The 12,554-nt window shown below is 44.1% G+C and carries 11 protein-coding genes and 2 pseudogenes; 4 read left to right on the forward strand and 9 right to left on the reverse strand.

Annotation, left to right across the window (positions count from 1 at the left end):
- Window positions 1–198: 198 nt before the first annotated feature.
- Entirely contained in the window at window positions 199–1,725 is a 1,527-nt protein-coding gene (locus HC752_RS15680) for an anti-phage dCTP deaminase (RefSeq protein ID WP_190336116.1), read from the reverse strand.
- A 659-nt stretch (window positions 1,726–2,384) separates the two neighbouring features.
- Window positions 2,385–2,587 (reverse strand): annotated as a pseudogene (locus tag HC752_RS15685) (hypothetical protein).
- Window positions 2,588–3,206: 619 nt separating this feature from the next.
- Between HC752_RS15685 and zur the strand changes: the two are divergent.
- Both zur and HC752_RS15695 read left to right on the forward strand, forming a co-directional pair.
- The gene (gene zur, locus HC752_RS15690; protein WP_190336117.1) at window positions 3,207–3,665 is read left to right on the forward strand and encodes a zinc uptake transcriptional repressor Zur; all 459 of its coding nucleotides are present in this window, start codon (window positions 3,207–3,209) and stop codon (window positions 3,663–3,665) included.
- 13 nt (window positions 3,666–3,678) lie between these two features.
- Complete coding sequence (locus tag HC752_RS15695) at window positions 3,679–4,140, forward strand: chemotaxis protein CheX (protein ID WP_102523156.1); 462 nt, start codon at window positions 3,679–3,681, stop codon at window positions 4,138–4,140.
- A gap of 130 nt (window positions 4,141–4,270) precedes the next feature.
- Here HC752_RS15695 and pgi read toward each other — a convergent pair whose 3' ends face one another.
- On the reverse strand, window positions 4,271–5,923 hold the full coding sequence (gene pgi, locus HC752_RS15700; protein WP_190336118.1) for a glucose-6-phosphate isomerase: 1,653 nt from the start codon (window positions 5,921–5,923) through the stop codon (window positions 4,271–4,273).
- A gap of 284 nt (window positions 5,924–6,207) precedes the next feature.
- On the opposite strand from pgi, the gene HC752_RS15705 reads away from it, so the two are divergent.
- Window positions 6,208–6,633: a secondary thiamine-phosphate synthase enzyme YjbQ gene (locus tag HC752_RS15705; protein ID WP_190336119.1), complete on the forward strand. Its 426-nt coding sequence runs from the start codon at window positions 6,208–6,210 to the stop codon at window positions 6,631–6,633.
- A 114-nt stretch (window positions 6,634–6,747) separates the two neighbouring features.
- Here HC752_RS15705 and HC752_RS15710 read toward each other — a convergent pair whose 3' ends face one another.
- From HC752_RS15710 to HC752_RS15720, 3 genes are read right to left on the reverse strand one after another with little or no spacing between them, the layout of a single operon-like run.
- Window positions 6,748–7,962, reverse strand: coding sequence for a BamA/TamA family outer membrane protein (locus tag HC752_RS15710; protein WP_238930534.1), 1,215 nt, complete (start codon window positions 7,960–7,962; stop codon window positions 6,748–6,750).
- A 3-nt stretch (window positions 7,963–7,965) separates the two neighbouring features.
- A complete protein-coding gene (alr, locus tag HC752_RS15715) occupies window positions 7,966–9,042 on the reverse strand; it encodes an alanine racemase (protein ID WP_190336247.1) in 1,077 nt (358 codons plus the stop codon).
- 18 nt (window positions 9,043–9,060) lie between these two features.
- Complete coding sequence (locus HC752_RS15720; protein WP_190336120.1) at window positions 9,061–10,464, reverse strand: replicative DNA helicase; 1,404 nt, start codon at window positions 10,462–10,464, stop codon at window positions 9,061–9,063.
- Window positions 10,465–10,688: 224 nt separating this feature from the next.
- On the opposite strand from HC752_RS15720, the gene HC752_RS15725 reads away from it, so the two are divergent.
- Window positions 10,689–11,447, forward strand: coding sequence for a DUF481 domain-containing protein (locus HC752_RS15725; protein WP_190336121.1), 759 nt, complete (start codon window positions 10,689–10,691; stop codon window positions 11,445–11,447).
- 88 nt (window positions 11,448–11,535) lie between these two features.
- On the opposite strand, the gene rplI is transcribed toward HC752_RS15725, so the two are convergent.
- The 3 genes and pseudogenes from rplI to HC752_RS15740 form a co-directional block, all read right to left on the reverse strand.
- Window positions 11,536–11,988, reverse strand: a complete 453-nt coding sequence (gene rplI / locus HC752_RS15730; protein WP_190336122.1) for a 50S ribosomal protein L9 — start codon at window positions 11,986–11,988, stop codon at window positions 11,536–11,538.
- 33 nt (window positions 11,989–12,021) lie between these two features.
- Window positions 12,022–12,249 (reverse strand): 30S ribosomal protein S18, encoded by a 228-nt coding sequence (rpsR, locus tag HC752_RS15735; protein ID WP_000090471.1) that lies wholly within the window; start codon window positions 12,247–12,249, stop codon window positions 12,022–12,024.
- A 67-nt stretch (window positions 12,250–12,316) separates the two neighbouring features.
- Window positions 12,317–12,554 (reverse strand): annotated as a pseudogene (locus HC752_RS15740) (primosomal replication protein N).

Genomic DNA, 12,554 nt, shown 5'->3' on the forward strand with positions numbered 1-12,554 from the left:
CGAACGCCAATAGAGACATTAGAGGATGGGAAATCAATCTGGGCAGAAAAGAATCTAGCCCAGATATAATCTGACAGGCACCGAGTCGAAAAGTGGGTAACTGTCAGATCAGGTCTGAATTAGTACACCCAATTAAACCCTAGTTCTCTACACAAAAGGTAGGTTTAGGAAAGGGACCCCCTTTCCTACTTCGAAAGACTATGCAGGCTGGGGATTAAGTTTTTTATCAACAATATCTGCAATCCGATATTCATAATCATGATAGCTATCTAGGTATTGAGCATCCACATGGTGACACTCAATAATATCGAACTCAATTGCTCTACCCGTCTTATCTTTACGCTTGTTGTTAAACTTAAAGAAAGATTCATACCTATTTGGAGCCACGCCTTCAAACGCCTCAAAGGATACCTTGTTAGATTCATTGCTATCAGTAATTGCATCACCATGAAGCTGCATGGCTAAGCTCTTCTCATATGGCTCAATGTAAACCACACGTTTTATTCCAGCCGCAACAATATGTCTAGCACAATTATGGCAAGGGTATGTCGTACAATAAAGGGTTTTATCTTGCGTGGAGGAGGATGCCGTTCTTGCTAGGCTAGTGATCGCATCCATCTCAGCATGGATAGCTCTAGAATACTCAATAATTGATTTAGCTTTCGTCTCGTTAATTATAAGCGACGCTAGTTCTTTAGCTTTTTGAGCGGGCAGTTTATTCAGTTTGAGAACATTTTCTATTTCACCCTCAAGGATACCTTTGTGTTTGTCGTTAGAACATCTCTTCTGATGAGTGCATCGAAAGTCTTTGTCTGCAGAATGGGCATCATACAAACCACCTTTGTACTTAGGTACATCATTACACCCAGTTGCAATGACTCTACCGTTCTCATCCATGATGGCAGCACCTACTTGTCTTGATAAACAAGCTGATTTTAGTGCTTCTGAATATGCAGAGAACAGCCCAACTTCGTCGTGAGTTGGAGTGATACCGATCTGTCCGTGAATCAGATTAACGAATCTGGTAACAGAGCTTTTAAGTTGCTTTCCTTGATTAGCTTCATTTCGAATAAAGTAATCTGCGCTATATAGTGCTTTTTCTACTTGTTGACCATGGTCATCACTTGCCTTACGGTCCCGTCTAATCAAAGCATCTATATTACCAGCACTAATCTGCTCTTCACTAAGGTTAACTTTGCGCTCTTTCTCTGTGCGAATCAAAGCCACTTGATAGAAATTGTTTGGGTAAACAGTTCTCAATAGACTTATTTCGTCGGGGTGCTTTAGTTGATCAATCAAATAAGCAACTTTCTTTTCAGTCTTAACAACATCACCCTGATCCGCTTCAGAAGCCGAACCAAATAACTTGTCTCTAGTTACGGTAATGTCATTTATCGCCACTTCAGCTAAAAAGGTAGTCTTGTACTGTTTTCTTAAGCTGTCCCCTGCATCTTGAAGTTTTTCATATCTCTCATACCCTTCAAGACTAGATAAGCCTCCTCCAGCAATACGACTGATGTGAGAACTAATACGAACATGATGAATATCATAGCCAGATGCTTTCAAAGCGGTTGTGAGGGTATCTTTGAGGCCTTTAACACCAGAACCAACAGCTCCGCATAGACCAATGACAAGCTCTTGAGAGCGTCTATTCTGAATATGTTTGGTGGTATTTTCTGGTGTTTTACTTTGTACTAAGGTGGGTGCAGTGTTTTCTTTTGACATTATGCTCTCATTTATTCTATGTGTTTTATATGCACACAGGATATATGAGATTACACATATATCTAAATTACCACTTTAGTTTTTTTGCAGCTCGTAACACATTTTGCTGGGATTTTTCTTTAGTTCGAGTTCTTGACTTGATAGAAACAACATTTGAACGACTTTTTGACAAGTCCGCTCTAGTTTCTTTTATAACAGTGTCATTTTCCGTACTAACTAAAGTCAACATATTATTTCCTAACCATCCAGCTTAACGTCTAATTATCGGCTGCGAATTGTACAGCGTCCGTGCATCAAATCAATATTAATTTAGCTGATAAAATATTATTTGTGAAGATTTAGCATCAATATTGAGAGGTGCATACAATAAACATAACTTATTGAAATTAAAGAAGATAAAATTAATGACACTTTATGTGGAACTCAAAAGCAATGAACACCACTATATGTAGTGGTGTTCATTGCATAATCACTTTGTTATTTTTCCTACTGATATTATTGATGATTTCTAGACAAGCACTCTAAACGATATATTCGTTCTTCTAATTTAACTAGAGTGATCCGCAGCCACTTAACGTCTGTTTTGAGTATAATTCCGACACCTACCCCACTAGACAAGGCACTGGCAACAGCGACTATTAGTGTTTGATACTAGGCCATTACTTGAACTCATTGCGCAAGGTTTCCCAAAGACCAAATACTATTGGAGCACTTGCGCCAATAATACTGCCGATAAGCTCGCGGTGATGAGTTCAGGGTGACCAGATACCAAAGCCGCTCCCGCGCCAAGTAATGCTAAACCCTTTTTTGTGGATGGCTGGTCAATGTCGATATTCAATTTCTCTTTAATGAGCTTTTTCATTTTGTTTTCCTTTGCTAATTGTGAGAATTAATAAACAGGAAATTACCCCCCCCCATTCTTGCCACAGCGGTATCGGCGTAAACGTTGGTCGGGTTTTCGTGGTCAGGTGCCCATCGGTTGATTATGTCGAACATGGTCACTAAGCCACATCGAGGTCATGTAGTTGTTGATGAGTTTGGCACCCGCTCTGATGCCGTATTTCATGTGGGAGAAAGTGGCAAAGCGCCCGAGTACTTCAACGCTTGCTGGTCATGTTGACGAAATGGCTTTGGGGTTTTCATAGATATAGAGGCACCATGATGACGAATTCAGATTTACCCCATAATTAACGCCAAATCACACCTTGTTTAACGCTTGTCCATAAAGTTGTTGCGGTTTTTATCAAAAATCTGGTAGAAACGCATTTAATGCATTTACCGCATGCATTCTAAATATGTGACACATTGTTGCAGTGTGCACAATTCCTAGTGTAGGAAGTGATTTATAATCACAAAATGTTTTTCACAATCTATTCATTGCTTGATTGGTTCACTTCTTTTGCATAGGGTTAAAAAAAACACCGTTTACTGCCTAACTCGCTAGATAAGTGGTATATTATTAATAATGTGCACCAAAATGGATGAGCCAATTGGAGTTGTCGTTGTTAGAACAAATTGAAGGCATCTGCCAAAGCCGTGGTGTCAGGCTTACGCCGCAGCGGAAACGAGTGTTCGAGTTAATCTTTGCAAGTAAAAGTGCTTCTAGCGCGTATGATTTGTTGGATAGATTAAAAGAAAGTGAACCTCAGGCAAAACCACCAACGGTTTACAGAGCGTTGGATTTCTTATTGGAGCAAGGTTTTATCCATCGAGTTGAGTCCACGAATAGCTTTATCTCGTGTTGCTCTTTTGGTGCTCACAAACATTTCTCTCACCTTCTTATTTGTGATAAGTGTGGGAATGTAGCTGAACATCAGGATGACCAACTTATCGCCTTGTTGGCAAAAAACAGTGGAAAACAGGGGTTTCAAATAACCAATCACGTTATTGAAACTCACGGTACTTGCAAAAGTTGTTTTTCAGACTTTACGGACAAATAAAAGATAGAACGTTATGCGCGCTGAATTTGTAAACCCGTTTTTAGCTTCATTGATGAATGTACTGAAAACTATGGCTTCACTGGAGCTAAAGCCTCAGAAACCTCGAGTAAAGAAAGATGAAATTGCTCGTGGTGATGTGTCTGGTTTGATTGGTATGGTCGGAGACCAAAGCCGAGGTTCAATGTCGATTACTTTTGACGAGTCTCTGGCATTGGAAATCATGCAAAATATGCTAGGCGAACGTCCGAATGGTCTGAACGAAGAAGTGACCGATATGGTGGGTGAAATCACTAACATGGTTACAGGCGGTGCAAAACGCATTCTTTCAGAAAGCGGGTTTGATTTCGATATGGCGACCCCCATCGTTGTGTCGGGTAAAGGCCACACCATTCGTCACAAATGCGAAGGCGCGATCATCATCATGCCATTTACCTCTGAGTGGGGTAATGCATTTATCGAAATCTGCTTCGAATAAGAAGACAGAGCTGAATAAGGGAAAAGCTGTTGCCAATGCGACAGCTTTTTTGTTTTCAGTTAGAATGAAAAAAGGTCAGCAATTGCTGACCTTTTTAGTGTCTAATTCACGTACTGCTTTTTTGAAACGCTTAGGCTTTGTAGGCTTTGAATGCGTTAATCAAACCGTTGGTTGAGCTATCGTGAGAGCTAACTTTAGATTGATCGGACAGTTCAGGCAAAATCTGATTCGCTAACTGCTTACCAAGTTCTACCCCCCACTGATCGAAACTGAAGATATTCCAAATAACGCCTTGCGCAAAGATTTTGTGTTCGTACATCGCAATCAGGTTGCCCAGTGTTCGGGGCGTGATTTGCTTAACCAAGATCGAGTTCGTTGGGCGGTTACCTTCGAATACTTTGAACGGCACGAGAGCCGCTACTTCTTCTTCATTCTTACCTGCGTTCGCGAATTCCGCTTTTACCGCTTCTTCCGATTTCCCAAACGCTAAAGCTTCGGTTTGTGCAAAGAAATTGGACATCAGTTTCTGATGGTGGTCGCTTGTTGGATTATGACTTAGTGCGGGTGCAATAAAATCACATGGAATCAGTTTTGTACCTTGGTGAATAAGTTGATAAAACGCATGCTGACCGTTTGTGCCCGGTTCACCCCAAATCACGGGGCCGGTTTGATAAGTGACTGCATTGCCGTTGCGATCAACGTATTTACCATTGGATTCCATATTGCCTTGCTGGAAATACGCGGCAAAGCGATGCATGTATTGATCGTAAGGCAAAATTGCTTCCGATTCTGCACCATGGAAGTTGTTGTACCAAACGCCTATCAGCGCAAGGATCACGGGGATATTGTGTTCTAGATCGGTGCTTGCGAAATGGTTGTCCATCTCGTGTGCGCCTTCCAGTAGCTCAACAAAGTTGTCGTAGCCTACCGCCAGCGCAATCGACAAGCCAATGGCAGACCAAAGCGAGTAACGTCCACCAACCCAATCCCAGAATTCGAACATGTTGTTTGTATCGATGCCAAATTCGGAGACAGCCGTAGCATTCGTGGAAAGAGCAGCAAAGTGTTTCGCGACATGCGCGTCTTCGCCAGCCACCTTGAGGAACCAATCGCGGGCAGTATGGGCGTTCGTCATGGTTTCTTGCGTCGTAAACGTTTTAGACGCGATCAGAAACAGCGTTGTCTCTGGGTTGACTTTCTTCAGCGTTTCTACGATGTGCGTACCATCGACGTTTGAGACAAAATGCACGTTCAGGTGGTTTTTGTATGGTGTGAGGGCTTCGGTCACCATGTAGGGACCTAAATCTGAACCACCGATACCAATGTTGACGATGTCGGTAATCGCTTTTCCTGTGAAACCTTTCCACTCGCCATCGATGACACGATTGGTGAATGACTGCATTTTTTCAAGCACAGCGTTAACCGCAGGCATGACATCTTCACCCTCCACGAAAACGGGCTTGTGACTGCGATTACGAAGTGCCGTGTGAAGAACGGCGCGATCTTCCGTCTGATTTATCGCTTCACCACTGAACATGGCGTCAATGGCGGCTTTTAATTCTGTTTCTTCCGCTAAAGCAAACAGGTGCTTAAGCGTTTCCTCGTTAATGAGGTTCTTTGAGTAATCGACAAGAATATCCGATCCGAAACGTGTAGATAATTTATCGAAACGTTGAGCATCGTCAGCAAACAAAGCTTTCAGATCCATGTCTTGTGCCGATTCGAAGTGCGCGGTTAATGCATTCCAAGCTTGGGTCTTGGTAGGGTCAATATTTTTTAACATGGTAATTGTCCAATGTTCGTTCGATTATGTTCTCTTCAGCGAGATTAATGAATATGATGCTGAGTGAGTTCCAGATTAAGCGAAATAAAGAATCGTACGTTTGTGCTTGGTATATCCTACCGACACAAAGCAACGTAATAAATTTTCAGATTCCGGATTATGGCGTAACCCATTATCGCTGACATTGAGGTTTATCACGTAAACTCAATTGTACCTAATTGGAATCAACTATTAATGCGATTGTTTATAACAATTAGTGATTAAAAACAACAAGGCATAACCTAATGTGGCATCAAACTACCTTTTTTCTCACCGCCAAACGCCGAGGCTTTCACCTCATAACTGATGAAATTGAACAACATTTACCACAAATTGATCTGTATTCGATAGGTCTTTTACATCTTTTTATTCAACATACGTCCGCAAGCTTAACGTTGAATGAAAATGCAGATCCAACCGTTCGAAAAGATATGGAACAACACTTTAATCACTCTGTACCTGAACGAGCGCCCTATTATTTACACACATACGAAGGTGATGATGATATGCCTGCGCATATCAAGGCATCCACTTTGGGAGCAAGTGTGAGCATTCCTATTAGTAATGGAAAATTGGCATTAGGTACTTGGCAAGGTGTGTATTTAGGGGAGCATCGTGATCACGGTGGCGCTCGAAAAATTGTCGCCACTCTGCAAGGACTACGTGAATAACTACCCATTATTTTAAAATGAAAAAGAGGCGCATATAGGCACCTCTTCATCAAATTCTTACCCATAACCCATACGGCTTACTCAACGCTGCTAGCTAACTTGAGCTCGGGATAACTAAAATGGCTGATTGATCATCACGCGAAATATGTTTTCTTCATCGCCAAACGCCATTTCTGTTCGAACCACAATGCCTTCAACTTGAAAGCGAATTCCGCCGCCTAAATTGTATTTCATGTCCCTATGCAACTCTTGAATGCTAAATTCATCAGCCACTCTGCCCGCATCAACAAACGCCACCCACTGCCACCATGGCACTTCATACCAATTTAAAATGGGCCAACTCTGTAAGGGCTGCCATTCTGGCATGACTCGATATTCTAAGCTGTAATGCACCGCACTTCTGCCATGATAACGATTCGCCGAATACCCACGAAGATGATACAAGCCCCCCAAAGATACCCCAGCGTATTCCGGTGGTCTTTCACAGATTCCTGAAGCACAGCGATTCCATGTCGGAGTATCGGCAACATACATGTCAAACGCTAAAACTTGGTGGGACAATAGATCGTCTACTTTCCCTAGGCTAATGTAGTGGCTTTGTTCAATTTCAACTTTGGTCCACGTGTTGTCATTCCCTGAATCCGGTGCGTGAGCAATGTTCAATTTCAGCTTCGCCCCTAAGCTTGGGTTGCGCACATCATTTCGATTGTCCCATTCAAACCCAAGGTTCACCCCCCAAGTCGAATTGGGTGACGCCTCATTCGATCGACTTAAACTGCGTTTGGATAAAAACGGTTCAATCTTAATGGTCGAAATCCCACTGGTAGCAGGAGACGCTCCTTGAATGCGCCTTTTGGGTTCATACGCCGCTCTTGCCCCTTTGAAGGTCGCAGCCCCCCAAGGAATGATGTATCGCATCGTGAAATGGTATTGCGCTTCTTGGGCATCCGTGACGGTTTTCTGACTGAGAAGTGAATCGTTATCGCCCGCATGCCCTAAATGATAAATGTAGTCAGAGTAACTGGCGTTATAAGCATCAAACCCTAGTAACCATGCCTTATCCACTTGAAAATTGTTGTACCCAATAAAAGTCACGTTACTGCCTTTATCGGAGATCAGCCCTGCACCAATCAACCCGGCTTGCGGCTGCCCAAGACCTTTCAATAAACCGGCTACCCCAATGGTGTTTCCCAATGAGCTGGATGAAAAGGCAAAAGGGACGGCGGCGGTGTCTGGCATCCAAGGTGGAAGCCATTCGTAGGCAGAAGCGACACCTGACGCGCAAAAGGAAGAAACAAGTAGGCTTGAAAATATCAGACGCTTTGTCATAACTCAGTCAATGTATTCCATGGCGACACGTGGCGTCAGTTTTGTCACCAGTTCGTAGGCGATGGTGCCAATGTGTTGCGCGACTTCTTCTGAAGGCAGGTCTTGTCCCCACAAAATGACTTCATCACCGACCTTATCTTGGCAATCCGATCCTAAATCGACGGTCAGCATGTCCATTGAAACTCGACCAACCACCGAGACTCGTCGACCATTGACCATGACGGGCGTGCCTGTAGGCGCGGTTCTGGGGTACCCATCACCATAACCAATCGCTATCACACCAATTTTGGTGTCGCGCGTACTGTGCCAAATGGCGCCATAGCCAACGGGTTCGCCCTTTTTGAGATCGCGAACTGCAATCAGATGCGATTTAAGCGTCATCACAGGCTTAAAGCCCAATTCAATCGCGCTTTTGTCTGCAAACGGTGATACGCCATACATGATGATACCTGGACGCACCCAATCAAGGTGGCTGTCTTTCCAAGCCAATAGCCCTGAAGAGGCCGCCAAGGTTCTTTCTCCCTTACAGCCTTCCGTCAGCAATAAAAAGCTGTCGATTTGTTCTTGAGTTACCGGATTATCTAATTCATCCGCACACCCAAAATGGCTGATGTAACGCAGCGGCTTTGCCACATTGTCGCACGCCTTCAAGCGTTCAACATAGTCAGAATACACTTCAGGGCGAACACCTAAGCGGTGCATTCCTGTGTCTATCTTTAACCATACCTTAACTGGGGTTTCTAACGTGGCTTGCTCTAACGCTTCCAGTTGCTCTTCGCAATGCACCACCGTTTGAATGTTATTGGTCACCAAAATAGGTAAATCACGTGAGGAATAAAAACCTTCAAGCAACAAGATGGGGGTCACAATCCCCCCGGCACGCAACTGCAACGCTTCTTCTATTCTTGCCACACCAAAAGCGTCGGCATCAACGGCTGCTTGCGCGATTTTCAGTAAGCCGTGGCCATAAGCATTGGCTTTGACAACCGACATGACATAACTTGTCGGTGCATGCTGCTTCACCATTTTGAGGTTGTGCTTTAATGCAGAAAGGTCAATGCATGCAGACGCCGCTTTCATATAGCTCATAGAATAACGTTACTCATCATCAAACGCAGGGCCTGCGTAGTTATCGAAACGGGAGAATTGACCTTGGAACGTCAGCCGCACTGAACCGATAGGACCATTACGCTGTTTACCTAAGATGATCTCAGCGATACCTTTTAGTGTGCTGTCTGGGTTATACACTTCATCACGATAAATAAACATGATCAAGTCGGCATCCTGCTCAATGGAGCCGGATTCACGAAGGTCCGAGTTCACTGGGCGTTTATCCGCTCGCTGCTCCAAAGAACGGTTAAGCTGCGACAGAGCGACAACGGGGACATTCAGCTCCTTCGCCAACGCTTTTAAAGAACGCGAAATTTCTGCGATTTCCAATGTACGGTTGTCGGACAGTGCTGGCACACGCATCAGTTGGAGGTAATCGACCATGATAAGTGACAAACCACCATGCTCACGAGCAATCCGACGGGCACGTGAACGCACTTCCGTAGGCGTAAGAGCAGAGCTGTCGTCGATGTAAATGTTCTTTTTCTCCATGAGCTTACCCATGGAAGAAGAGATGCGCGCCCAATCTTCATCATCAAGCTGACCTGTACGGATTTTCGTTTGATCTACGCGAGAAAGTGATGCCAACATACGCATCATGATTTGTTCCGATGGCATCTCCAATGAGAAAATAAGCACAGGTTTATCCGATACCATGGCGGCGTTTTCACACAAGTTCATCGCAAAGGTTGTTTTACCCATTGATGGACGTGCCGCAACAATGATCAAATCCGAACCTTGCAAACCCGCCGTTTTCTTGTTGAGGTCGCTAAAGCCAGTGTCCACACCCGTCACACCATTTTGTGGCGTTTTATACAGAATTTCGATGCGTTCCAGCGTCTTTTCTAGGATGTTATCAACATTCTGAGGACCTTCATTCTCATTGGTTCTGTCTTCTGCAATCGCAAAAACTTTACTTTCTGCTAAATCAAGAAGATCTTCGGAACTGCGCCCTTGCGGATCATAACCGGCATCAGCAATTTCGTTAGCAACACCGATGAGGTTACGAACCAGTGCACGTTCCGCGACGATGTCAGCATAAGCATTGATATTGGCCGCACTTGGGGTGTTTTTCGCGAGATCAGCAAGATAAGCAAACCCACCCACGTCGTCGAGGGTTTCACGTTGTTCTAAGTATTCCGATAAGGTAATGAGGTCCAGCGGTTTACTTTCTTCTAAAAGGGCTCTTACCCCTTCAAAAATCATCCTATGTGGTCGGCTGTAAAAGTCCTTCGCCACCACCCTTTCAGAGACCGAATCCCAACGCTCGTTGTCCAACAGTAACCCACCGATAACAGATTGCTCAGCTTCTAACGAATGCGGCGGTACTTTGATGGCATCGACTTGGCTATCTATTGGTTTCTTATTGCGATTATCTCGGGTATCTGGCATGAGTGCTCTCAACAGCTTATCGTGATCGTTTATTATAACTAAGTTCTAATTAGGTGCTACTTCAAGATACATAGCACCGTGAAGAATTTGAGGATTCAACGAAATTAACACTGCCCTGACCGACGGTTTAGAGGGGGTCAATACAATCTCCTCTGTCATACGCCATAACGTCGCGGAACCTAGGAGTATGCTTGATTAAGGTTAGAATACGAGAGAGGTATTGAGTGTCGAAACATTTGCTTGTGCTTAGTCTGGCAGTCGTCCATGTCAGTCTTCATGCAGAGGAAAAAACCGACACGGATGCGTCGTCTTCATCTCCCTTGAAAACAGAAGTGGAATTTGGCTACCAAGCACACAGGGGCAATTCCAACAGCGAATCGCTGAATAGCCGCTTAGAGGGGGTTTACATTCAAGGACGGCATCGACATTCCGGTGAATGGAAGTTTTATAAGCTGAACAAAAACAGCAAAGAAGGTAAGAAACAATCTACCTACCAAGTCCAAAGTGACTACAAACTAGCCCCCCGTACTTACCTATACGCCAACTTCAAAGGCATTGACTCAAAGTACAGCGCGTATTTTAAAGATTACACGTGGTCGGGTGGGCTCGGTTATCAATTCACCTACACGGATGATTTAAAGCTTTCACTAGAGTTAGGTCCGGGTTATCGACATCAAAAGCCCAATCTAGATGAGCTGGATGACAATGACTTAATTTTCCCAGACAACGTAGATGAGTTTATCTTTCGAGGGCACTTTACTGGTGACTGGAAAGTGTTGCCAGTATTATCGCTCAGCGCTGATTTATTGGTCGTGAGCGGAAAATCCAACACACGCTTCGATAATGAAATCAGTATAACCAACGCCATTACTGAAGATATTGCGCTCAAGCTTTCTCATTCCCGACAGTATCTCGATCGCGTCCCCAATGATTTAAGCAACACAGATACCATGGTGTCGGCTAACCTGTTGGTCAAGTTTTGACGCATACCGAAACTTGATTACTGCACCATTTGTAAACATAAAAAAAGCTGGCAATAAGCCAGCTTTTCTCAAATCGCTTGGTACTGAATTACTCAGCAGCAACAACTTGTAGGGTGATCTTAGCGAACACTTCAGAGTGAAGTTGTACACTAATTTCGAACTCACCAGTGTTACGTAGAGCACCTTCAGGTAGGCGAACTTCGCTCTTAGCTACTTCAACACCTGCCGCTGTGATAGCGTCAGCGATGTCGCGAGTACCGATAGAACCGAACAGTTTACCTTCGTCACCCGCTTTAGAAGCAACAACAACGGCTTCAAGAGCGTTAACTTTCTCAGCACGAGCTTCAGCAGCTTGTAGTTGCTCAACCACTTTAGCTTCCAGTTCAGCACGACGAGTTTCGAACATTTCAACGTTAGAATTAGTGGCCATTACCGCCTTACCTTGAGGGATAAGGAAGTTACGAGCGTAACCAGATTTAACATTTACTTGATCGCCAAGACCACCTAGGTTACCGATTTTATCAAGTAGAATAACTTGCATTGTTTAATCCTCTTTCTAAATAAACGGTGCCGATTACTGATGCTTGTCAGTGTACGGCAGTAGTGCTAGGTAGCGAGCACGCTTGATAGCGCGAGCTAGCTGACGCTGATACTTAGCGCTTGTGCCAGTGATACGGCTAGGTACGATTTTACCAGCTTCAGTGATGTAGTTTTTAAGAGTTGCTACGTCTTTGTAATCAATCTCTTGTACGCCTTCTGCAGTGAAACGGCAGAATTTACGACGACGGAAGAAACGAGCCATGGGCTATCTCCTGATCTAAAATATATGTGATATTTTCAGCATGTAACACTAATTGACCATGACCATTTCAGGTGGCCTGATAAGCAATAAACTGCTTATCTTAATGTGACTGCCTATTACGAGTACTTGAATTAACTCTTACGACCTTTGCCCACGAATGATGACCGCTATACGACAATACACTTGTCTGGGGTAATCCGCTTTTCGCACTGTAAAACGATGCCCTAATGGGTGGCGCCTACAAGGCTATGGCTTCGAATCGGTGCTTTCGCGACAGTGCCACTGGGCTCCGTTCGATAGGTCAT

Origin of the sequence: Vibrio sp. S9_S30 (assembly GCF_014694455.1) — a bacterium.
Classification (GTDB): Bacteria; Pseudomonadota; Gammaproteobacteria; order Enterobacterales; family Vibrionaceae; genus Vibrio.